At 61.8% G+C, this 24,017-nt stretch carries 17 protein-coding genes; 5 read left to right on the plus strand and 12 right to left on the minus strand.

Annotation, left to right across the window (positions count from 1 at the left end):
• Positions 1-23: 23 nt before the first annotated feature.
• Positions 24-770 carry a ribonuclease gene (locus tag BC363_RS01305; protein WP_083222389.1) on the minus strand — a complete coding sequence of 249 codons (747 nt, stop codon included), beginning with the start codon at positions 768-770 and terminating at the stop codon, positions 24-26.
• A gap of 216 nt (positions 771-986) precedes the next feature.
• Here BC363_RS01305 and BC363_RS01310 point away from each other — a divergent pair, with 216 nt between their 5' ends.
• Genes BC363_RS01310 through BC363_RS01320 form a run of 3 tightly spaced genes read left to right on the plus strand, consistent with a single transcriptional unit; the run spans position 987 to position 4,589 of the window.
• Positions 987-1,937 carry an alpha/beta hydrolase gene (locus tag BC363_RS01310; RefSeq protein ID WP_065786760.1) on the plus strand — a complete coding sequence of 317 codons (951 nt, stop codon included), beginning with the start codon at positions 987-989 and terminating at the stop codon, positions 1,935-1,937.
• A 12-nt stretch (positions 1,938-1,949) separates the two neighbouring features.
• Positions 1,950-2,897 (plus strand): DMT family transporter, encoded by a 948-nt coding sequence (locus BC363_RS01315; protein WP_065786759.1) that lies wholly within the window; start codon positions 1,950-1,952, stop codon positions 2,895-2,897.
• Positions 2,898-2,942: 45 nt separating this feature from the next.
• Complete coding sequence (locus tag BC363_RS01320) at positions 2,943-4,589, plus strand: thiamine pyrophosphate-binding protein (protein ID WP_065786758.1); 1,647 nt, start codon at positions 2,943-2,945, stop codon at positions 4,587-4,589.
• Positions 4,590-4,716: 127 nt separating this feature from the next.
• On the opposite strand, the gene BC363_RS01325 is transcribed toward BC363_RS01320, so the two are convergent.
• From BC363_RS01325 to BC363_RS01345, 5 genes are all read right to left on the minus strand, one after another.
• On the minus strand, positions 4,717-8,205 hold the full coding sequence (locus BC363_RS01325; protein WP_065786757.1) for an AAA domain-containing protein: 3,489 nt from the start codon (positions 8,203-8,205) through the stop codon (positions 4,717-4,719).
• Between the two features lie 215 nt (positions 8,206-8,420).
• Positions 8,421-9,782, minus strand: a complete 1,362-nt coding sequence (locus BC363_RS01330) for a hypothetical protein (RefSeq protein ID WP_065786756.1) — start codon at positions 9,780-9,782, stop codon at positions 8,421-8,423.
• Positions 9,783-10,022: 240 nt separating this feature from the next.
• Entirely contained in the window at positions 10,023-10,427 is a 405-nt protein-coding gene (locus BC363_RS01335; protein WP_083223729.1) for a cupin domain-containing protein, read from the minus strand.
• 106 nt (positions 10,428-10,533) lie between these two features.
• On the minus strand, positions 10,534-10,872 hold the full coding sequence (locus tag BC363_RS01340; RefSeq protein WP_065786755.1) for a TIGR01244 family sulfur transferase: 339 nt from the start codon (positions 10,870-10,872) through the stop codon (positions 10,534-10,536).
• An 86-nt stretch (positions 10,873-10,958) separates the two neighbouring features.
• Positions 10,959-11,804 carry a DUF4432 family protein gene (locus BC363_RS01345; protein WP_065786754.1) on the minus strand — a complete coding sequence of 282 codons (846 nt, stop codon included), beginning with the start codon at positions 11,802-11,804 and terminating at the stop codon, positions 10,959-10,961.
• Positions 11,805-11,970: 166 nt separating this feature from the next.
• Between BC363_RS01345 and BC363_RS01350 the strand changes: the two genes are divergently transcribed.
• Together BC363_RS01350 and BC363_RS01355 are read left to right on the plus strand one after the other, a co-directional pair.
• Entirely contained in the window at positions 11,971-13,398 is a 1,428-nt protein-coding gene (locus BC363_RS01350) for a L,D-transpeptidase (RefSeq protein ID WP_065786753.1), read from the plus strand.
• A 467-nt stretch (positions 13,399-13,865) separates the two neighbouring features.
• A complete protein-coding gene (locus BC363_RS01355; RefSeq protein ID WP_065787019.1) occupies positions 13,866-15,155 on the plus strand; it encodes an FAD-binding oxidoreductase in 1,290 nt (429 codons plus the stop codon).
• A 419-nt stretch (positions 15,156-15,574) separates the two neighbouring features.
• On the opposite strand, the gene BC363_RS01360 is transcribed toward BC363_RS01355, so the two are convergent.
• The 6 genes from BC363_RS01360 to BC363_RS01385 all read right to left on the minus strand — a co-directional run bounded on the left by BC363_RS01360 (position 15,575) and on the right by BC363_RS01385 (position 23,961).
• Positions 15,575-17,095, minus strand: a complete 1,521-nt coding sequence (locus BC363_RS01360; RefSeq protein ID WP_065786751.1) for a globin-coupled sensor protein — start codon at positions 17,093-17,095, stop codon at positions 15,575-15,577.
• A gap of 289 nt (positions 17,096-17,384) precedes the next feature.
• A complete protein-coding gene (locus BC363_RS01365; RefSeq protein ID WP_065786750.1) occupies positions 17,385-18,104 on the minus strand; it encodes a ParA family protein in 720 nt (239 codons plus the stop codon).
• A 236-nt stretch (positions 18,105-18,340) separates the two neighbouring features.
• A complete protein-coding gene (locus BC363_RS01370; protein WP_065786749.1) occupies positions 18,341-19,486 on the minus strand; it encodes an iron-containing alcohol dehydrogenase in 1,146 nt (381 codons plus the stop codon).
• A complete protein-coding gene (locus tag BC363_RS01375; protein WP_065786747.1) occupies positions 19,483-20,868 on the minus strand; it encodes an aldehyde dehydrogenase family protein in 1,386 nt (461 codons plus the stop codon). The genes BC363_RS01370 and BC363_RS01375 overlap by 4 nt, the downstream gene beginning before the upstream one ends.
• Before the next feature lie 86 nt (positions 20,869-20,954).
• On the minus strand, positions 20,955-22,319 hold the full coding sequence (locus BC363_RS01380; RefSeq protein WP_065786745.1) for a glutamine synthetase family protein: 1,365 nt from the start codon (positions 22,317-22,319) through the stop codon (positions 20,955-20,957).
• 94 nt (positions 22,320-22,413) lie between these two features.
• Entirely contained in the window at positions 22,414-23,961 is a 1,548-nt protein-coding gene (locus BC363_RS01385) for an amino acid permease (RefSeq protein ID WP_065786743.1), read from the minus strand.
• Positions 23,962-24,017: the final 56 nt, after the last annotated feature.

Raw genomic sequence — 24,017 nt, forward strand, 5'->3', positions numbered from 1 at the left:
ATGCCGGTGAGGCTTGTCAGCCGCTATCCGCGGCCTGCCGCGTCGGCAATGCCCTTGGCGCATTTGAACTCGGTCGGCCCTGCCGCCTGTATCAGCGGCGCGAGGCTGGACTTGCCCGACACGTCCCCGGTCAGGCCGATCGTCAGCCCGGTGATGACGCTGCGTCCCGCAACCGTCTGGCAGCGCATGCGCACCCGGTCGCCGGCACCAGTGCCAAAACTTTGATCGAAGGCCTGCTTGATTGCCTTCTCGTCGAGCTCGGAGCCGATACGCGCCCGAAAGAGCGCACCGACGGCTGACCGGTTGAGCTCGTCCAGCATGCGCAGCTGCGCCGCGAAATAGTCGTCGACCGCTGCCGCTTGGCAGGTGCCGCTGCGCAACCATTGATGACGATCGAGCCCGGACTGAACGCCCGGCATCGCAATCAGCAACCGCGCTGCCGTATCATCGGCCATGGCAAGTTTCGGCAGATCGAGCCAATCGCCCTTGCGGTCCTGGCTGCGCATGTCCGCGGCCACCCCGCAGTAACTCTTGCGCAAAGGCCAAAGCCCATGCAGCGACAGGTTCGTGGCATCGAAGCGCTCGGCCGTCTGGCTGGCGCATTCCTTGCGCTGCGGCCGCGTTTCGCAGAAACCCGGCTGCCAGCTGACGGCAAGCACATATTCCGTACGGCCCGAGGCACCTTCCGCCGCAGCGTCGACCTTGTCCTGTGCCAAGACAAAGGACGACGGAGCAAGCAGCATCGCCAGCGCCATCGCAACAATTGTCATTGGACTTGAAATCGCTTTACTCCAACATGCCATGACACTCTCCCGCAAAACAAAACGAGAACAAATATCGCTCAAAACGGGAAAATTGCAACTGTTAATTACAGGTCCGGGAAATCGCTTGTGACCTCATGCGTAACGATCACCAAGCAGCGATTGCCTTTCCGCTGCAAATCGATTTGATATCGGCAGAGTCTGACGATTGGTCCGGGAGAAGGCATGTTCGGGCAGGTGAGGACGCATCAGAGCCCGACAGGCGCTCACCTGAGCTGGCGGCACTTTCCGGCCACCGCCGACGCGCGCGGCATTCTTCTAATCAGCCATGGCCTGGCCGAACATTCCGGCCGCTACGCCCGTTTCGCCGAAGCGATGGCCGGCCACGGCTTCCACGTCTATGCCCACGATCATCGCGGCCATGGCGCCACCCGTGCGCCAGATGCGCCGCTTGCGATGTTCTCGAACAGCGCAGGCCTCGACAAGGTGTTCGCCGACATCAAGGCCATGCGCGCGCTCGCCACAGCGGCCCATCCGGGCCTGCCGGTCATCCTCTTCGGTCATTCCATGGGCGGGCTGATCGCGCTGAACGCCGCCGAGACCGATCCGGGTCTCTACGATGCGCTCGCCGTCTGGAACTCGAATTTTCGCCCTGGTATCGCCGGGCGCGGCGGCCAGCTGATCCTGAAGATCGAAAAGGCGCTGAAGGGCTCCGACGTGCCGAGCCCGCTATTGTCGAAGCTCACCTTCGGCGCCTGGGGCCAGGCGATCAAGGATCGCAAGACCGATTTCGACTGGCTGTCGCGCGACGAGGCGGAGGTGACGAAATATATCGACGACCCGCTTTGCGGCTTCGACGCGACGGTGTCGCTGTGGCTGGACCTGATGCGGCTCGCCTTTGCCGGCGCACGGGCAGACCGGCTGGCGCGCCTTCCTGCCAGCTTGCCCGTCCATCTCGTCGGCGGCAGCGCCGACCCGTCGACCGAAAATGGCGGCGCGATCCGCTGGCTCGGTGCGCGCATGAAGGCGCGCGGCATGACGGATGTGTCCGTGACGATCCATGACGGCATGCGTCACGAGACGCTCAACGAAATCGGCCGGGAGAAGGTAACGGGGGACTTTGCCGCCTGGTGCCGATCCGCGGCCGCCAAGGCTGCGGCTGGCAAGAGGCCCTGACCCGAAATCACCATGGCAGACATGTCCCTCCCCAAGACCACCAACGACCGCATCTCCTTCGGCCTGACGCTGATGGTCCTCTCAGTGCTCCTGTCGCCGCTCATCGACATCTTCGCCAAGCTGGCGATCGCAACCGTGCCCTCGGCGCAGATCACCGCCGTGCGCTTCCTGCTGCAGGTCGTCTTCATCCTGCCGATCGTCCTTATGCGCGGCAGCCTCTTCGATCTCACATGGCGCAAGACCGGGCTGCACGCGCTGCGCGGCGGCCTGCTTGTCGTCACCATGCTGTCGTTCATCACCACGCTGAAGGTGATGGAGGTGGCCGACGCCATCGCCATCTTCTTCGTCGAGCCGATCATCCTCACCATCCTCGGCAGCATCTTCCTCAAGGAGACGATCGGCTGGCGGCGCTACACCGCCTGCGCCGTCGGTTTCCTCGGCGCGCTGCTGGTCATCCAGCCAAGCATGCAGGAAGTGGGGCTGATCGCGCTGTTGCCGATCGTCGCCGCCTTCGGCCTGGCCGTATTCCTGCTGGTGACGCGCATGGTGGCGCAGAACGAAGATCCCTGGTCGATGCAGTTCCATGCCGGCATCTGGGGCGGCGTCTTCTGCCTCTTTCTGCTCTGGCTGGGCGAAGGCAGTGGATCGAGTGTGTTCGATCCGGTCTGGCCCGAGGGCGACACCTGGTTCTATCTGCTCGGCGTCGGCGTCACCGCCACCATATCGGGCGTGCTCGGCGTCTATGCCTATCGCTCCGCCCCCGCCTCGGTGCTGGCGCCGCTGCAATATCTCGAAATCGTCTCGGCGACGATCTTCGGCTGGCTCGTCTTCGGCGACCTGCCCGACGCGCTGAAATGGCTGGGCATTTCCATCATCATCGGCTCCGGCCTCTACATCATCTGGCGGGAACGCCGGATCGACAAGACCGCGAGCATCGCTCCGGTTTCGCCAGCGATCTGAAAATAAGCAGTCTGAAAACAAAAGAATGACTATCGGGAGGAAAGCATGAAAACTGGAGGTCAGCTCGTCGTCGACGCGCTCGTCGCCAATGGCGTCAAACGCATCGCCTGCGTACCGGGGGAAAGCTATCTGGCGGTGCTGGATGCGCTCTATGACACCGACATCGATGTCGTCGTCTGCCGCCAGGAGGGGGGTGCTGCGATGATGGCCGATGCCTGGGGCCGCCTCAGCGGCAAGCCCGGCATCTGCATGGTGACGCGCGGCCCCGGCGCCACCAATGCGTCGGCCGGCCTGCATGTCGCGCGGCAGGATTCGATCCCGATGATCCTGTTCATCGGCCAGGTACAGAGCGAGGCGCGTGAGCGCGAAGCCTTCCAGGAAATCGAATATCGCCGCGCCTTCACCGAAGTTGCCAAATGGGTGGGCGAGATCGACGATCCCGCCCGCATTCCCGAATTTGTCACCCGCGCCTTTGCGGTCGCCACCTCGGGCCGGCCGGGCCCGGTCGTGCTGACGCTTCCCGAAGACATGCTGACGCGGCGCGCCGAAGCGCCGGCGGCAAAGCCCTACCAGCCGGTCGAGGGCCATCCGGGTCCTTCCCAGATCAAGGAGCTCGGCGCGTTGCTTGCAGGCGCCAAACGCCCAATCGCCATCCTCGGCGGCACCCGCTGGACGGCCGACAGCGTCGCTGAATTCCAGCGCTTCGCCGAGCGCTGGAGCCTACCGGTCGGCTGCTCCTTCCGCCGCCAGATGCTGTTCGACCACCTGCACCCCAACTATGCCGGCGATGTCGGCATCGGCATCAACCCGGCGCTGGCAAAAGAGATCAAGGAAGCTGATCTCGTGCTTCTGGTCGGCGGACGCTTCTCCGAAATGCCGTCGTCCGGCTATACGCTGATGGATGCGCCCTACCCGCGCCAGACGCTGGTGCATATCCATCCGGACGCTTCCGAACTCGGCCGCGTCTACCGGCCGGAACTGGCGATCGCCGCCAGCCCCCGCGATTTCACCGCCGCGCTCGAAGGCCTGGCGCCCGCGGCCGAACCGGTCTGGTCGGTGCGCACCAGGGCGATGCATGAAGGCTACCTCAAGTGGTCGACACCGCCGGAAACCGGCCCCGGCGACGTGCACATGGGCCCGATCATGAACTGGATCGAGGCGAACACGCCCGAAGATACCATCTTCACCAATGGCGCCGGCAACTACGCCACCTGGGTGCATCGCTTCCACCGCTTCCGCCGATACGCAACGCAGGCCGCCCCCGCCTCCGGCTCCATGGGCTACGGCCTGCCGGCGGCCGTTGCCGCCAAGCACCTGCACCCGGACCGCGAAGTCATCTGCTTTGCCGGCGACGGCTGCTTCCTGATGCACGGCCAGGAATTCGCAACCGCCGTGCGCTACCGCCTGCCTGTTATCACCGTCGTCGTCAACAACGGCATCTACGGCACGATCCGCATGCACCAGGAGCGGGATTATCCCGGCCGCGTCAGCGCCACGGACCTGACCAATCCGGATTTCGCCGCCCTTGCCCGCGCCTATGGCGGCCACGGCGAGACGGTGGAAAAGACCGAAGAGTTTGCCGATGCGTTCCTGCGCGCCCGCGCCAGCGGCAAGCCGGCGATCATCGAAATCAAGCTCGACCCGGAAGCCATCACGCCGACACGCACGCTGAGCGAAATCAGGAAGGGTTAGAGCTTTACCAGGGGGAGCGCGAAGCGGCTTCCCCTAACGCCGTGCATGCAAAAAGAGATAGATCGCCTCGCTAGGTCAGTTTGGGAACAGTAACGATCTGGGTTACAAAATCTGCAACGAGGAACGATCAGTCGAGGAAGTCATCAAGCGACTGGAAAACACCTGCGGTTTTCCAGAGACTCCGGTTGCCCACCACGTAAAGGGCTTCCTTTGCCCTTGTTGCCGCGACGTTCAGTAAATTGGGGCGACCACCGGCCCAACCGCGCGCGCCTCGCTGCTGTATGTCTGGGGCACCCAAAATGAAAAAGACGGCTTCCGCTTCGCGGCCCTGAACAGTGTGGACCGTCCCGACGCGATCCCTGACCCACTGATACGGGCTCTCAACCCATCCGTCGAGCAAGCCGCTCGTCCGCAACGCTTCCCGCATGCGGTCTTGCACCACAACGAACGGAGTCACAACGTAGAAGTCGGGAGCGCATCCCTGGTCCCGTAGATTGCGCAGTTGGACAAGCAGCCCATCCCCCTCCTGCGGGCACCATTTTTCCTGCCCGCGCCCTTCGACATCGATCCATCGAGACGGGCCAAGAACATTCCGGATGGCAGAGTGCCTTGCCACTTTTGCCTGTACCATAAGGTTTTCATAGGCGATGGAATTGGAAATGCTGAACATTGGTTCGGCGCAGCGCCGATGCACAAGAAGAGGTACGCCGACTTCGCGGGTTCCGTACTTCGTCTCAAATGTTCCGTAATATTCTGTGGCACTGTCAGCCAATGTTTGCGCAGAAGCTCCGGGCGCATTGTAGATCAGCGGATCGATGCCGAACTGCTGGCACATCGCTTCGGTCAGCTGGTCAGGTAGAACGACGACTGGCTCGATCTGGATCGGATCCCCCACGACCATCGCCCGTTGAGTTCGCATCAACGCGCCCACCGCCGCCTGTGGTAAAGCCTGGCCTGCTTCGTCCACGAGCAGCCAGCCGAAAGATTCCGGTCCGATTTTAGCGAACATGCGGGACACCGAAGCAAACGTGGTGGAAACCACCGGCACCAAGAGGAACAAGGTTGACCACAAATCAGGGATCAGCCGATCCTTTTCCGGACTTCCCAGCGAGCGTGTGCCGAAGCCATCCATTAGAGCGTTGAGGTTATGCCGGATCGGCTTTGCGGCGCCGTCAACAAATGCTTTATGCAAAGCCATCGCTGCTTCAAAAACATCGTTGCGCAAACGCGCTGTCGCTGTGTCCAGCCATGGCGCGCTTTTCTGCTTCTCCTGATGTCGCTGGTTAAAAAACTCCCCTGAAATGACCGTACCGGGATATTTTTGGGCAAGGTCTTCGCAAATAGTCCGCTCGCCCTTAAGCGCTTCGCTCAGTCCGATGCTCGAGGCTTGCATTTTTTGCAGTTCGCCGTTCGCCCGCGCATGTTCCAACCTTTTCGCTTCGGCGTCTGCCGACAGGCGTGAGAGCGTCATCTTCTCTGCAGCAAGGTTTTTCGAGAGGATATCGGATGTCTCACGCCATGAGCGATAGGCCGGCGTGCCGAACAGCCGGCTGAGGAAGCCTGGACGGGCTTTCAAGGAAGTGACTTGATTCCGTTTCAGCGCTTCTACGGTCTGCTTTTGACTCTCAGAAGCGGATACCGCATTTCGGGCGTCTTGCGTTAGTTGCGCGAGAACCGGGCGCATCGCCTCGATTTCGACGGCGAGGCTGTCAACTGTCTCTTGCTTCCGCCTGATGGATAGCAATAGATCATAAGCCTTCTGCAAATCAGCCATCGCCGCTTTCGAAGATGCCGCTACTTTGCGGAAATGCTGACGGGCTCTTTTCCAGCGCCGCAACGCCTCGTCATGATCCTCCGGCGCGTCTTCCCTGATGATGATGTGTGGAGGTCTTTGCGTCGTTCCTGTCTCGGTTTTCTCGGTTATGAGCTGAGGATTGCCGGTGGCCTGCTGTAAATACCTCTGGAGCCCAAGATCGTCGTCCCACCAGAAGGTCTGCCGGAAATCGCTCCTGTTTTTGCCATTGCCGAGCACTGCTGCGACCGCACCCCAGGTGTCGCGCTGCAGCAACGCATCTGACACCGTCTTGAAATATCGCAAGGCACCGGCGTCTGCGGCTATCGCCTGCATTGCCGGCAGCTCGGCGCTAACATTCTCGACGGCTTTGTTGTTCGAGGAGGCGACGATCATCTCATAGCCCCTGACTTTGTTGTCCAAGCGGTAGAGGTGAATGAAAGAGTTCCCCTTCTTCAGCCTCTGGCCGGAGTGGATGAACGCACTTTCCGGCTCGTCATAGGCGCAGAGAACTTCCGCCCGCTTGGTGACAAGAGCAGCGATGATATCGCGAAGGAGCGTTGTTTTCCCCGTGCCGGGCGGACCGTTCACCGCCAGAATGCCATCCGTTTTCAGGTCGTGAAGGGCAAGATTGACCGCGCATTGTTGAAGGAGCGCAAGGGGATGTCGCCCGTCACCCGGCCAAGATCCCAATGGAAATTTCTGAGGTTCGAGCGCATCTGAGAGGGCCTGATTGTCCTTCATGAGGTTTCGGCGGCGGCGAGGTCTAAGAGCACCCAGGTAGCGTTTGAGGTTTGGCGTCGCCTCGCCGGAAGTCACAAGCGTGTGTGCAGTCGCCAGATCGTCAAGGAAAAACGAGTTGAGCAGAATTGATTCAGGCGGGTCTTGCAGCTTGAAATACTGATACGACCGAACTGCAAACGCCGGTGGCTTGGCGAACCGCGCGGATAGACCTATGGTCTGGACGAGCCAGTCATAAGCGTTTTGAATCGTCTTGCGGGTAAGCGGCAACGGATTTCCGTCCTTATCGGCAATGGCAGTCTTTGCCGTCAGTCCATCCACGAGCGCCTTTTCCGTCCGCGACCATTGTCCGAGATCGCGGAGGCTGCCGCTCAGAGCCACGGGTACTCCCCAACCGAAACTGGAAATGGAAACGGCTTCGCTCTCTACGGGACGCCCATCCCGGTCCAACATGATCGTCGCAAGCACCGCCTCTCCGCGCGCTTGCGGGCGCTCCACCCGGCTATCGGTGTAAACCGCCAACAACGCCGAAACGGCAGCTTCCATCTCAATGCTGCCGAGAATGAGCTGATAATAGAGTTTCTGATTGGGGCGGCTTTTCTCACCACCCTTCTCCCAAGGCAGCGTATCCCGGTCGATATGAACGATACGGGATCGATCACCGCCCGCCAGCTCCTCTGGCTTGCGGAAAGATGGAGGAGACAAGACTTCCATCGCCGTCCATGCCGACAGGACGTTTCCAGAATCGTTGTGAACAAGGGGGCGTTCAAGAGCGGGACGGTTCGTCATCATGGTGGCTGCGCCTGCCCCTGCTAGAGGGAGGGCAGGTCGCTCCATTGCTGCGACGGTTACGACAGGGGGCGCTTCACGAGCAGGTTCAAGGCTTAAAACACGGGACGTAGATCGTTGAGCAACTGTTCCCTTGGCCTGCATCGCCCGCTGCCGCAGTTCTTGCGCACGTTGGGTTCTTCGCTCGGACAGCTCCTCAATCAGATTGTCCAAAAAATGTGAATCGTCGCGCCGTTGATCGAATAGCTTTTCAAGTTCTGCCACACCTTTTTGGATCAGCGGTCTTTTCGCCATGTCAAATATTCTCAAAATTATTAGTAGAGCCTATTTGCCACCAGAAGCTGTGCAGAATCAAACATCGCCGTACGAAAAAATTCGGTGACATTCGACACTGAGTTGCATGTTCACCCAAAGACGCAAAGGACGAAGGGCTCCACTTGCGACCATCGACGACACTCCTGCCCAAGCATCAGACGCGGGAAGAGTGTTCTCCTCCGTTGGATCCAGCATTACTTTGCAGTCTTCCGGCTACTTTTACGTTCATTGCCCCACGGGACAATTTCCACTTCGCCGACCCATTGTGCCTTCAGGCGATTGGAGTATCGGCCATTGTATCCGGAGAGCTTCAGTAGAAACATCTCGATATACCATTGCGCCAACTGCCAGCACGGTACGATTAGCGGGGCTATTTTCACGACCATGCGGCGTTTCGGATGGACGAGTTCGTTGCGGACCCCGACGATCATATTAATGGCGTCCGACAAATTTCCGTCTGCACGCTTTGCCTTTTGCAACTCTTTGAGGTGCCGCGGAAGTGCTATCGGTATTTTCAGCTCAAGACATGCGGCACGAATTTTGTCTCCCGCTGTCTTTGGTATCGTTGATCCTGATGACGAAAGAACCGCGACTGACAGGCGCTCTAGCGCGGCTTGCGAAAGGATCAAGCCGCTATCGATGCCTGCACCATCCCCGCCTCGGTTGCTGCGCAGATACCAATACAGCGCCGAAGAAACCGCCTCGCGCAATTGCTTGGCATGCAGCATGGTAACGAAGCCAGTATAGGCTTCTGCAAGATGCTCTCCGTGATGAACGTCCAGCCAAGCATAGCCGGACTGCCACGGTGCCGAAAGCAATGTTCCCCACGATTCATAGACAATCGCATCTCTGGCATCGTATCCCACCGGGCCAAAAATCGATGTCCATTGCCCGCGCGCGAACGAAAGAAAGTGGTGTAGATCCCCTATGACCCGCCGCAGCGCGGAGATGGAGAAGGACTTCCCATCGCGCCGATCAACTTTAGCAACGTGGGTGATGCCGCTACCCCCGGCGCTTTTCAGTTGTTTGACGATCTCTTGCGCATGCGGCAGTTCCTGAATCTCGATCCGCCATTCTTCGTGAGTCAGAACAACGCGTCCGAGCCGCCGAAGCCTGTTGCCATCTTCAAAATTGAAATCAGGTGAGTTCTCGCAGAGGCAGACAAAGGCCGGAAAATTCACAAGATGAAGAATTGCCGACTTGAGACGAATACGCCGGTCACGACACAGTTCAAAAGTGCCGGAACGCGCCAGAAGCTTCAGTTCACATTTTTCGTTGGTCGCGCGCGTCTGTGTACTGATAACGGCTGTCGAATTGTTGGCCCCTTCCAGCTTTAACATCAAATCAGCTTTCGAATAGCTGATCTTCACCGCCTCGAAATACTCCTCAACTTCGACCGTGATAACAACGCGTTCTCGCGGCCCTAAATGAAGCCTGGCGCACCCGCGCCCACTAATCGTCTTCCCGTTCGAGGAAATCTCAGCCTTCCGATATCCAAGTTCAATCGGCGCGTTGATCTGCTCGGAAACGTATTTCGGAATGTTTCGATCAACCATTTAAAGAGGATACCCGTTTTCGGTCGACGGATCATCTTTGGCTTCTATGGGCGTTAGGTCATCGCATCTGTTCGGCGCAATGACCGCTGAGTGTCCAATCCGAGCCCATCAGTTGCCCGCATCTGCGATTTCACCGATGTCCGTCTGAGGCGAGACCCGGCCTGCGCGAAAGCCTGATTTCGAGCGATAGCGCCGATCCCGAAACGCCGATCGTTTGAACAGGCAGAGACGCGGCGACTTCTACTCCTCCAGCCATTCCGTCGAAAACGCGCCGGCCACATGCAGGTCAGTGGTTTCCAGGCGCCCGGGTCCGAGGTTTTCGAACTTGTGCGGCATATTGGCCGGCGCCACGACGATCTGGCCGGCCTCGGCCTCGATCTTGCGATCGCCGACGGTAAACAGCGCGCGCCCCGTGCGGATGATGAAGGTCTCGGGATAGGGATGGCGGTGCAGCTTCGGGCCGCCGCCGATCCTGTCGGTCGTAAAGAACATCACCGAGACGTCGGCACCGTAGGCACCGCCCTGGAACTCGCCCTGCCAGACATCGGGCTTTTCGGCCCACTGCTCGCGCTCGATCAGATGGATTCCCCCCCATGCCTCATCCTCCGTCGGTCGATTGTTCGAACCGCGGTTGAACCGGCACATCAAGTCACGCCTGCCCGGGGTGCCACGCATCCCCGGGGTGGTATGCGTCCCCGGAGGCGCAAGGCGTCACAGAGCGCAGTGCGCCCCTATGCTGCGGTGAGCCGGCTCAGCCGCGAATATGTTGCGTCTGCTGGAAGACCGCTGTCGAGCGGGCGCCGGAGCGGCAATAGCCGAGCATCGGCCGCTGGAATTCGTCGAGGGCGTCGACCATCTTTTGAACTGCGTCCGCCGTCACGCCCATCGGGCCGACGGGAATATGCATGGTCTCAATGCCCAGTTCCTGCGCGCGCGCCGCGATGGAATCGAAGGTCGGCTGGTCCGGCGTCTCGAAATCGGGGCGATGGCAGACGATGGACTTGAAGCCAAGCGCCTTGATCTGGTCGAGGTCTTCGACCGTGATCTGGCCGGAAACCGAGTATTCATCGTTGATCGGGCGGATGTCCATGGTCGCTTAATCCCTGCAAAAAACCTTGGCTCCTGATGTAGGCGCGGTGCCCGTCGGCGTCAATTCCAAACGCGTCCAAACGTACATTAGGAGACGCCGAAGGCGAGCGCATAGGTCCGCGTCTGCCCGGGCTCGAGCAGCTGCAGCTCACCGGCCCCGGCAAGTTCCGGCCGCTTTGCCAGGCGATGTGACGCCGGCTCGATGCTGATGACGTCGGCCGTGCCGCGCTGACAGCGCCACATCTGCAGATAAGGCAGGGTATCGGCGCGAAAGCGCACCGTCAGCCGCTTGCCGCCGGCGCCGACAAGCGGCGAAAGCGTCACCTCGGACCAGCCGTCCGCGCCAACGTCAGCGGGAATGCAGAAATGCGCGCTCTCGCCCTCGCTGAAGCGCCAGCCCCGCTCCCCCTCGGCAAAGGAGCGGCTGGTTATGCGGGTATCGTCACCAACGAGCCGGCCGGCAATATTGAGGTGGTACATCATCATCGGCGGAAAGGCATCGGCGCCGGTGTTGGTCAGCCGGTCTTCCAGCATCACCTCGTGCCGGTCCGCATCCACATGCCAGCGCCGCTCCAAGAGCGCATGGCCGCCATCGGCAAGGTTGATCTCGACGGTGGCGATGCAGAGCGTGCTGTCGGCGGACATGTGCGTGTGCTTGACCGGCGTTCCGGCCAGCGAACCGTGCAAGGGATAGCGTGCGCCCTCGCCGCCGCCGGCAATCGGCTCGGGATGGCGGATGTGCTCGGGTCCACAGGTGAAGAGAAAGCCCGCCAGCGCCCGGTCGATGCGCTGATCGCCATCGGAGGGGATCGCGGTACCCGGCGAAAAATCGACGCCATCGACGACGAAGGCAGCGATGTCGAGCGCCGACGAGCGATCGAACAGGATGTGGTTTTCCTGTGCGTCATCAGGTGCATCATATCTCGTTCGCATGCACCGGCCTCCAGTCCAACCCACGGGAATCACAGCGATCACAAAGACATGATAGCCGACATGGGCTGTTTTTCATCGGTTGAAAGCTGCTAAGACCGCGCCTAGATAGAATTTAACCGCTTATTCATGATGAATTCATTTTTTTCACATTAACGTCGAAATCCGAATGTACCGCGCCACATCAACCACCATGAGAACAGGTTTTATCGTGACGTCAGCGACCCGCACCGGCCTCTCGCTTCTCGCCGCAGCCGGCTTCTTCGCCGTGGATCTTGCATCCGCCTTTGCTCAGGAAGGCTACGGTCGCAATCGCCGCGGCAATGGCGACGTGATGCTGGTGACGCCGGAAGGCGAAATTCTCGATTATATGCCGGGCTCGGACGAAGTGCGTACCATGCGTGACCGCCGCGGCCGCACGGTGCTGGTCGACAACTGGGGCAATGTGGTCGCAACCGTCGTGCCGTCCGATGGCTATGGCGGCTATCGCCGCCAGGGCGACGTTGACGTTTACTCCAACCGCCGCAGCCGTGATCGCGGCTATGGCTATTCGGAGCCGGGCGACGTGACCGGCTCCATTCCCGACTATCGCGACCCGGCCTATGGCGACGTGGTGCCGCCTTCCGTGGAGCGCAACGAACTGCCCAACAGCCTGCCCGGCCTGATCGACGGCAGCGAACAGGCGGCGATCGACCCGCAGTATGAGCAGCCGCTGAGGCAGTCCATGCCGCCGGCCATGTCGGTCAAGTCCAAGTCGCGTGCCGAAATCACCGCGTTGCAGGTGTTCCTCGATCGCGAGGGCTTCTCGCCCGGCGTCATCGACGGCAAGATGGGCTCGAACGTCACCAAGGCGATCGAGGCCTGGCAACAGGCAACCGGCGAAACGCTCGATCCGAACAACACCGACGACATTCTCGAGCGGCTGCGCATGAACGGCGGCCTGCCGATCACCAGCTACACGATCACGGCAGCCGACGCCGCCGGCCCCTATGTCGCCTCGATCCCCGACGACTACGCCCACAAGGCGATGCTGCCGCACATGTCCTTCACCTCAACGACGGAAATGCTCGGCGAGAAGTTTCACATGGACGAGACCTATCTGCGCGAACTCAATCCGGGCGTCGACTTCACCATTCCAGGCACGATCATCAAGGTCATCAATCCCGGCGAAAACCGGAAGGAAAAGGTCGCGCGCATCATTGCCGACAAGGCCCGCAAGCAGGTTCTGGCCTATGATGCCGCCGGCAAGCTCGTCGCCGCCTACCCGGCTACGATCGGCTCGTCCGACACGCCTTCACCGTCGGGCACCGTCAATGTCGAGCGCATCGCGCTCAATCCCGGCTACACCTACAACCCGAAGATCAACTTCAAGCAGGGCAACAACGACAAGATCCTGACGCTGCAGCCAGGCCCGAACGGGCCCGTCGGCACGGTCTGGATCGCGCTTTCGAGGCCGACCTATGGCATTCACGGCACACCGGAGCCGTCCAAGATCGGCAAGACCCAGAGCCATGGCTGCGTTCGCCTGACCAACTGGGACGCCACGGAACTCGCCAAGATGGTGAGCGTCGGCGTCACGGTCGAGTTCGTCGACTGACGCGTCGTATCTGACCGATGTCGAAGCCGATCGGCGCCTGAGCGTATGAGCGGGGCGGAAGCCATCGACACGCGCCCGCCGGAATCCCGGTCGAATTCATTGAAATCGTAGCATTTTATGGTTCCGATCACCCAATTGGGGGAGTGACACCGGCACGCCCCCAACTGAAAATGATCCTGTCTGATCAAGCACGTCATCGGTCAGGCAATTTTCATCGGAACCCATAGGGCCGGTACGGCGGACCACCGTCCCGGCAAAGACATTTAAACCCGACTACTCCACCGACACGACCCAGACCGCGGCCGCCCACGAACCGGCTGCGGTCATTTTTTGCGGCCCCCAGCACCACGTCGTGAGGCGCGCGGCCTTCATGACCTCATGAAACATTGTCATGAGAAATTTCGAGGCGATGGTCCTATCACTTGGACACCTCCAAATTTCAGGCCCTTACCGAAGGAATGTCCGCGATGGCGACCGAGCGCACCCTGCCCAACCTCTGGCATGCGACGGCACCGGCAGCGCCGGATACGCGTCCGCTCACCCGTGACCTGGCGACGGATGTCGCCATCATCGGCGGCGGCTTCACCGGTCTTTCGGCAGCGCTTCATCTCGCCGAAAAGGGCGTCAAGGCGACGGTGATCGAGGCGAAGATGATCGGCTTCGGCGGCTCCGGCCGCAATGTCGGCCTCGTCAATGCCGGCATGTGGGTGAAGCCGGACGACCTGATCGCAACGCTCGGTGCCGAGGCCGGCAACCGCCTGCTCGGCGAACTCGGCGACGGCCCGGCAATGGTTTACGCGCTTGTGGAGAAACACGGCATTTCCTGCGAAGCGGTTCGCAATGGCACCCTGCACATGGCCGTCGGCGCCGAGGGGGTGAAGGATATCCGCGACCGCGAAGCCCAGTGGAAGAAACGCGGCGCGCCGGTCGAGGTTCTCTCGGCCGAGCGGGCGGCCGCGCTCTCGGGCGCCGAAGGTTTCTCCGGCGCGCTTCTCGATCGCCGTGCCGGCACGATCCAGCCGCTTGCCTATGCGCGCGGCCTTGCTCGTGCGGCCCTTGCCGCCGGTGCCGAGATCTATACGGACACTGCGCTCGTCGGCGCCGAACGCAAGGGCGAGACCTGGGTGCTCAGGGCTGGTGAGAATACCGTCAGAGCCAAGCAGGTGATCCTCGCCACCAATGCCTATGGCGGCATGTTCGCGCAGACGCCATGGCAGGAGCATACGCGGGAACTGACGATCCTTCCCTACTTCCAGTTCGCCACCAATCCGCTGCCGGAGACGGTCGCGAGCCGCATCCTGCCGGAGCGCCAGGGCACGTGGGATACCGGCCTCGTCATGACCTCCTTCCGCATGGACCAGCAGAACCGCCTGATCTTCGGCTCGATCGGCCGGCTGGACGCGGTGGCCGAGGGCACCCACCGTGCCTTTGCCGCCCGCTCCGTGCGCAAGCTCTTCCCCTATATCGGCGATTTCCGCTTCGAATACTGGTGGGACGGCCGCATCGGCATGACCACCAACAACCTGCCGGCCATGCATACGCTGGCGCCGAACGTCGTCTCGGTCAGCGGCTACAACGGCCGCGGCATCGCCCCCGGCACCGTCTTCGGCAAGGCGCTCGCCAACCACGTCACCGGCCAGGCCTCGGCGATCCCGCTCACCGAAACGCCCGTTACCCCCGACACCTGGCGCAACGTCAAATCGGCCTTCTACCATGTCGGAGCGCAGGCCAAGCACCTGGTCGACCGCCGCTTCTGAGCGGTTTCGTCGCCGTGCGGCGCGGCCGGAACGTTGACGGTCTTGAACGCCATCGCTCAATGCAGACGCGCGTTGAGCCGCAGATTGCGCCCCACTCTCACCGTCATCCTCGGGCTTGACCCGAGGATCCAGGGTCCGCAACGCGAAATGATCATCTGTCATCGTACAGGTGAAGCGCTGGATCCTCGGGTCAAGCCCGAGGATGACGAGTGGAGTGGTCATGCTCGAGGGGACGAGCCGAGCGGTGCCCCCCTACGGCGGGCAGAGAGGTCAAGCCTGATGGTGGCGACCGCGGACGTCGAGGCGCACCACGAATTTCACCGCCGATCCAGATGCGCTCGTGAGACCTGGCAACAAAAAAGCAACGCCCCGGACCGTGATGATCCGGGGCGCTGTCGGTCATGCTGCGATACGTGGGCTCAGGCCGCGCGGCGGTAGCCCGACGCCGTACCAACGTGAACCTGGGTGGACGTCTGGAACGCCTTCAGCTTCAGCGCGATCTGCTCCGATTCAACCGTCAGCGCCTGGCTGGCGGCATTGGCCTCTTCGACCATGGCGGCGTTCTGCTGGGTGATCTGGTCCATCTGGCCGATCGCCGTGTTGACCGCCTGGAGGCCGGTTGCCTGCTCGGCTGTGCTGGCGCGGATGGAACCGAAGACCGAGCTGACTTCGACCACCTGCGAGACGATCTGCTGCAGCGACTGGGCAACCTGGTTGACCGAGTTGACACCGTCATCCACCTGGCCGCGCGACTTGGCGATCAGCCCCTGGATGTCCTTGGCCGCATCGGCGCAGCGCTGGGCGAGCGCCCGCACTTCCGAGGCGACGACGGCAAAGCCCCTGCCCGCCTCGCCGGCACGCGCCGCCTCGATGCCGGCGTTGAGCGCCAGCAGATTGGTCTGGAAGGCGATCTCGTCGATAACGTCGACGATGCGGGCGATGCTGGCCGACGACGTCTGGATTTCCTGCATCACCTCGATTGCGTGGGTGACGATCTCGCCGCTCTGCTCGGCATTGGCACGGGCGGCAATCACCGTCGAATTCGCCTGGTCGGCGCCTTCAGCGGTCTGCTTGACCGTGCGCGTCACCTGTTCGACGGCTGCCGCCGTCTCTTCGAGGTTTGCCGCCTGGCGCTCGGTGCGCTTGGCGAGATCGTCGGCTGCTGCCGCAATCTCCTTGGCGCTCATGTGGATCTGGCTGGCACCGGCCTCGATGCCACCGATCGCGCGGGCAAGCTCGCTGATCGCATGGTTGAAGTTTTCGCCGAGTTCCTCGTAAGCCACAGGCAGATCGGCGGCGATACGCGCCGTCAGGTCGCCATCGGAGATCTTCTTGAGCGCGACGCCGAAGGTCTGGCTGACGAGCTTGCGCTCGGTTGCCAACACCTCTTCCTGAACGGCGCGCTGCTTCGTCACGTCGGAGGCGTCCATATAGACCGAGATCGACAGGTCCATGTCGAGGAACATGCCTTTGACGAGGCTCGAAAGCATCGCGCTCATCTCTTCCGCCGAGGTCGTCTGGCGCGAGAACAGGCCGCCCTTCGGCCAATGCGCCCTGACGATTTCGGTGATGAGGTGCTCGGCGATCAGCGCGTAGCCGCCGATATACCAGCGCGGCTCGAGGCCGATGCGGGCGTGCACCTGGCCGATGGTGCGCACCTTCGCGCCATATTCGTCGTTGAAATTGGCGTCGGCGATATTCGCCCAATGACCGACCTGCGCACCCTTGGCGCGGTTGATGTGCGCATCCGACGAGAAGAAGCGGTTCGTCTCCGGCGTCTTCTTGACCCTGGCGTAGAACGTGTCGAGCGCCGGCGCCAGTTCCTTCTCCAGGATCGGCTTCAGGGCCTTCAGGCTCGTCTTGGCTGCATCATCAAGCGCCATGAAATTGAGACGACCGGCAATGTCTTCCTTGCCGGCTGCGACGTGTTCCGTTTTCATGCGCGACTTCCCTGCATGCTCTTGCTGGATCATGGAAACTGGACGGGAGACCAAGCGAAAAAGGTCGAATCCACAATCATTGCCGCAATCATGGCGGCTACCCACACCTCGGCAAACCGCCATGAGGTGCAATCACTTTCCACCAGCACTGGTATAAGCCCATGGTAAAGGAAGCCTTACGGGCGACAGCCTTTTCGGGAAGCGCGCAACGCGATTCAACCGGAACTGACGAACGTCAATTCCGGTTGCGAGAGGTTTTCAAACAGTGACGTCGGGCACAGACCTTTGATCAGGCCGCGCGCCGCGTCGCCCAGGACGGCGCACGCGAGGCCCAGGAGCGGCGTGCCCTTACCGGCGTCAGGGCCTGCACTTCCTTGGCAAGCGCAGCTGCATTTTCGCGGGCCTTGTCGAGGTTGCTGACGCGGGTCGCATCCATCGACTGCAGCGTTCCGCCGCAGTCGAAGATCTCGCGATAGGCAACGCGTTCGACGATCGGCGTGTTGAGCACGGAGACGCCACGCGAGGCAAGCAGGGTCTTGATGGTCTGCAGCGCCCGCGTCGTCACCAGCGAATTGACGCGGGTGAGGACGACGGAATGGTTGATGCGCACACGCGCCCTGTCCTCGATCTGGCGGATGAGCTCGAGGATCTGCACGGCACCGCGCGCATCCATGGCGCAGCCCTGCACCGGGATCAGCACCTGGTCGGAAAGGGCGAGCGCCAAGGCGACGATCTGATCCTTGGCGCCGGCGAGATCGATGATGATGTAATCGGCCTCGTCCTTCATTTCCCGGATATGACATTCCAGCGATGCCGGCGTGATATGCGAAATGACGGAGAGATTGGCGATCTGGCCGGAGTTTTCCGCCCAACTGGTGATCCAACGCTGCGGATCGGCATCGAGGACCACGACGCGGTGTCCCTGTCTCGCCAGTTCCGTCGACAGGATCAGCGCCGCCGTCGTCTTGCCCGCGCCGCCCTTTGCATTGGCGAATGTGATGACCGCCATCTTATTCCTCATTTTCTGCTCTGTTCCCGCGCCCTGCCCGACCGACGCGTCGAGCGAGCAGTGCCGCTTAATAGAACCTTTCAGAACATGGTTAACGAATCGGAAATTTTCGCTGGCGAAGATTAACACCGCCCTGCCCAATCTCTAGGCGGCAACACGAAAACGCCCGGAAAACCAGAGGTTTCCGGGCTCAAAGAAAATTAACGCTCAGAGGCTTTCGGGCGATGCACCGATGCTTAGATGCACTCCTTGAACAACTTCTTGGCCGCATCGAGCGTCAGCTCGACCGGGTTGCCGCCGGCCGTCGGGTCGACGATCGCCATTTCCGACATCTCGTCGATGCGGTCGGTGCCGACGCCGAGTGCGGAGAGTTTGTCGGGAACGCCGAGTTCTTCGCGCAGCTTCAGCACGTAGTCGTAAAAACCGTCGAACCCGCCGGAGATCCCGAGATAGGCGGCAGCCCGTACGATCTTGTCCTCGATCGCGGACCGGTTGAAGCGCAGCACCGGCGGCATGACCACGGCATTGGTCATGCCATGATGGGTGTTGTAGATCGCGCCGACCGGATGGGAGAGCGAGTGGATGGCGCCGAGCCCCTTCTGGAAGGCGACAGCGCCCATGGCGGCAGCACTCATCATGTTGGCGCGAGCCTCGATATCGGTCCCGTCCTTGTAGGCGCGCGGCAGGTATTCCTTGACCAGGCGCATGCCTTCAAGCGCGATGCCGGCCGACATTGGATGATAGAACGGCGAGGAATAGGCTTCCAGGCAATGGGCAAACGCATCCATGCCGGTGCCGGCGGTGATGACCTTCGGCATGCCGACCGTCAGTTCCGGGTCACAGATGGTAACGGCAGGCAGGAACCTCGGATGAAAGATCACCTTCTTGACGTGGCTCGCCGAGTTGGTGATGACGCTGGCGCGGCCGACTTCGGAGCCGGTGCCGGCGGTCGTTGGCACGGCGACGATCGGCGCGATGCCCTCGACGCTCGCACGGGTCCACCAGTCGCCGACATCCTCGAAGTCCCAGACCGGGCGGCTCTGGCCGGCCATGAAGGCCACGCACTTGCCGAGGTCGAGGCCCGAGCCGCCGCCGAAGGCGACGACGCCGTCATGGTCGCCGTCCTTGAACGCCTTCACGCCCGCGGCCAGATTGACATCGTTCGGGTTCGGGTCGACGTCGGCGAAGATCGCCCGGCCAAGGCCGTTGGCCTCGAGGATATCGAGCGCGTTCTGCGTGATCGCCATCGGCGCCAGGCCACGGTCGGTGATCAAGAGCGGCTTCTTCATGCCGGCGGCCTTGCAATGGTCGGCGAGCTCCTTGATCCGGCCGGCGCCGAACTTGATGGCGGTCGGATAGCTCCAGTTCGCGGTGATCGTCATGCGGTGACTTTCTTCAGATGGTAGGATTTCGGACGGGTAAGGTTCTGGAAGCCGATGACCGAAAGCGAGCCGCCGCGGCCGGTTTCCTTGACGCCGGTCCAGCACAATGCCGGATCGAGATAGTCGGCGCGGTTCATGAACACGGTGCCGGTTTCGAGATCGCGGCCGATGCGCGAGGCGCGGTCCGCATCCTGGGTCCACAGCGACACGGTGAGCCCGTATTGGCAATCGTTCATCAGCTCGATCGCCTGGCTGTCGCTCTTCACCTTCATGATGCCGACGGCCGGGCCGAAGGTTTCCTCGCGCATGAAGGCCATGGAGTGATCGACATCGACCAGCACCTGCGGCGCGAGATAGGCGCCGCCGTCGTCCTGCGGAAACAGTTTTGGGTCGACCAGCGCCTTGGCGCCCTTCGAGATCGCATCGCTGATCTGCTCGCGAACGGTTGCGGCGAAGCGCTTGTGCGCCATCGGTCCAAGCGTCGTTTCTGGATCGAGCGGATCGCCGAGCTTGTAGTTCGACACCCAGGCGACCGACTTCTCGACGAAGGCGTCATAGAGCGATTCATGCACATAGATGCGCTCGATGCCGCAGCAGCACTGGCCCGAATTGAAGGTAGCGCCATCCATCAGCGTGTCAACGGCCGCATCGAGATCGGCGTCTTCCATGACGTAGCCAGGATCCTTGCCGCCGAGTTCGAGGCCGAGACCGGTAAAGGTTCCGGCAGCCGCGCGTTCGATCGACCGGCCGCCCTCGACCGAACCGGTGAAGTTGATGAAGTCGAAGCTCTTGGCCGCGATCAAGGCTGCCGTCGTCTCATGGTCGAGGAAGACGTTCTGGAACACGTCGGCCGGAACGCCGGCTTCGACGAAGGCGCGCACCATGCGTTCACCCACCAGGATGGTCTGGCTGGCGTGCTTGATGATGACGGTGTTGCCGGCCATCAGCGCCGGCGCGACCGTGTTGATCGCGGTCATATAGGGGTAATTCCACGGCGCGATGACGAAGACCACGCCATGCGGCTCGCGCTCGATACGACGACCGAAGCGGTCGCTTTCCTCGACAAGGATCGGTTTCAGCGCATCGGCGGCAATCGAAGCGACATAGTTCGAGCGCTCGTTGAATCCCCTGAACTCGCCGCCGTAGCGCACCGGCCGGCCCATCTGCCAGGCCAGTTCCGGCACGACCTCGTCGACCATCTCATTGAGACGGGCGACACCGGCCAGCACCAGATTGACGCGCTCGTCCAGCGGGCGGCGCGCCCAGCTTTTCTGCGCCTGACGGGCGTGGGCGACCGCCCCTTTCGCCAGCTCCAGCGGCAAGGCCGGGCGCTCGGCATAAACCTCTCCGTTCACCGGAGAAATGCACTTGATCATGCTCATGATCGTCTTCCTGCTTCCATTTCGAATGACGGCGTGGCCGGCCTTGGCTATGGACCGGCCACTGAAACTTTGACTATCCGGCCTCGTCAGGCCCGCTCGAAACCGCGCGCCACTTCCCAGTCGGTGACGCGCCGGTCGTATTCTTCCTGTTCCCACTCGGCCGCGCGGACATAGTGGTCGATAACCTCGTCGCCAAAGGCGGCGCGCAACATCTCGGAGCCGGTCAGCGCCTCGGTGGCCGCACGCAGGGTGCGCGGGATTTCGCGCACGTTCTTGCCGCCATAGGCGTCGCCGACGAAGGGCGCCTCGAGTTCCATCTTGCCTTCGATACCGGAAATGCCGGCTGCGAGCAAAGCTGCGAAAGCGAGATAGGGGTTTAGGTCGGAGCCGCCGACGCGGCACTCGATGCGGATCGCCTTGGTGTCTTCGCCGCACAGGCGATAGCCGGCCGTGCGGTTGTCCTTGCTCCACACCGCCTTGGTCGGCGCGAAGGTGCCGGCCATGAAACGCTTGTAGGAATTGATGTAGGGCGCGAGGAAATAGGTGATCTCGCTGGCGTGGCTGAGCAGGCCGGCGACATACTGGCGCATCTGCTCCGACATGCCGTATTTACCGTCCATGTCGAAGAATTTGGGCGTCTTGCCGTCGGCGCTCCACAGCGACTGGTGGATATGCGAGGACGAGCCGGCCGCCGAATAGTTCCACTTGGCAAGGAAGGTGATCGCCTTGCCGCGCGACCAGGCGATTTCCTTGCAGCCATTCTTGATGATCGCGTGCCGGTCGGCCATCGTCAGCGCGTCGGCATAGCGCACATTGATCTCTTCCTGGCCGGCGGAGGCTTCACCCTTGGAGTTCTCGACCGGGATGTCGGCGCCCTGCAGGCCGTTGCGGATCGCCCGCATCACATCCTCTTCCTTGGTGGTCTGGAAGATGTGGTAGTCCTCGTTGTAGCCGCTGACGAGCTGCAGATTGCGATAGCCGGACCGGCGCGCATCGTCATAGGTCTGATCGAAGAGGAAGAACTCGAGCTCGCTTGCCATGAAGGCCTTGAGGCCCATCGCCTCCAGCCGCGCGATCTGCTTCTTCAATATGGCGCGCGGCGAATGCGGCACTTCGGCGTGGGTGTGATGGTCGAGCATGTCGCACAGCACCAGCGCGGTGCCTTCGAGCCACGGGATGCGCCGCAGCGTCGAGAGGTCCGGCTTCATCGTATAGTCGCCGTAGCCCTTCTCCCAGCTCGTCGCCTTGTAGCCGGAGACGGTCTCCATCTCCAGGTCGGTTGCCAGCAGGTAGTTGCAGCTATGCGATTCCTGCCAGGCGCCGTCGACGAAATATTGTGCGTGGAAGCGCTTGCCCATCAGCCGGCCCTGCATGTCGACCTGGCAGGCGAGAACCGTATCGATGCGGCCGGCGGCGACATCCTCTTTCAATTGCTCGAACGAATAGCTCATCAAATTTCATCCCATGTTTCGGCAAGCGGCCGTTCCCGTGGCCGCAAAAAGAAAGCGGGAGCAGCCCATGCGCTCCCGCCCATTTTATTATTGGTTAGACTTGGCCGACCGCCTTTTCGGCAGCGGCGATTTCCGCCTGGCGGCGTGCCACTTCATCACCGATCGGCGGGCCGCGGAAGCGGCGGTTTTCCAGACCGAACCAGATGATCGCGGTCAACACCAGGAAGCCGACGGTGATGTAGAGCGCCCAGTCGTTCGGCGGCTGGATGCCGAGAACGAAGATCAGCACCATGGCGATGATCGACAGCACGGCGAAAAGCTTGAACATGCCTTCGCCCAGGCTCCATGGACCCATCTTGTCCCATTTCGACGTACCCCAGGCGAACAGACCGAGTGTGATCGGGATCGCGAAGGAGAAGAACAGGAAGATGACAGTGCACGACACGACGATCGTGTAGACCGGCGTTGCACCGATCGAGACGAGCGACGAACCCCAGACGAAAAGCACGGAGAGGATCGAGCCGGTCCAGATCGCGGAAACCGGCGTACGGTAAGTCGGGCTGACCTTCGACAGCGCTTTCGACGCGGGCAGGCCGCCGTCGCGCGAGAAGGCGAAGATCATGCGGGAAGCCGACGTCACGGTCGCCAGCCCGCACAGCCACTGGCTGACGAGGATGGCGAGATAGAGGATGTCCTTGATGACCGGGTTGACTTGGCTGTCCATCGCCCAGAAGAACACGTTCCAGCCCTGCTTGGCGGCTTCGTCCATGTTCGGGATCATCAGCACGAAGGCGCACAGCATGATGTAGCCGAACAGCGCCGACCAGAGCACCGAGGAGATCATGCCGCGCGGCACGGAATGGGCGGCCTTGACCGTTTCCTCCGACGTGTGCGCCGAGGCGTCATAGCCGGTGATCGTGTAGATCGGCAGCAGCAGGCCGAGCAGGAAGACCCAGGTGCCGGATGTTTGCGGCCAGACGTTTCCGCCAGCTTCGCCCGAGTAGTTCGAGAAGGTGAAGAGCCGGGCAATGTCGTAGCTGTCGGCGGCCGCAAGGCAAACGAGGGCAAGCAGGATCGCGGTCGCGAAGATCAGGTAGCCGGAGAAATCGGTGAGTTTCGCCGTCAGCCCGATACCCATATGGTTCACCAGCGCCTGCGCGCCCGTGATGATCGCCAGGAAGACGATGCGGGTGGTCGTCGAGTCTTCGAGACCGAGATACGGCGTCCCGAACGAGCCCATGAAGAAATAGTAGGTGCCGACGTTGATCGCGCCGAGAACCGTGACGAGGCCGAGCAGGTTGAACCAGGCCGTCACCCAGCCGGTGAAGCGGTTGCCGAGGATCGAACCCCAGTGGTAGAGGCCGCCGGCGGTCGGATAGGCGGAGCTGATCTGCGCCATCGCAACGGCGAAGACGAGCGAGATAAAGCATCCGAGCGGCCAGCCGATGCCGATCGCCGCCCCGCCCGCACCGGCCGTCGCCTGCGCCAGCGAGTTGATGCCGCCTGACAGAATGCAGATGATGGAGAATGAGACCGCGAAGTTCGAGAACTGGCTCATCCGCCGCTCGAGCTCCTGGGCATAGCCCATCGAGTGCAGGACCTGCATGTCCTGCTTTTTGTCGAGATCAGTGTAGTCTGACATTTTTCTTCCCCTGATTACTTCAGATCCGACCGCCCCATTGCGGCAGGGTCCCATCA

It is taken from the genome of Ensifer sp. LC384, from assembly GCF_001695865.1.
Classification (GTDB): Bacteria; Pseudomonadota; Alphaproteobacteria; order Rhizobiales; family Rhizobiaceae; genus Ensifer.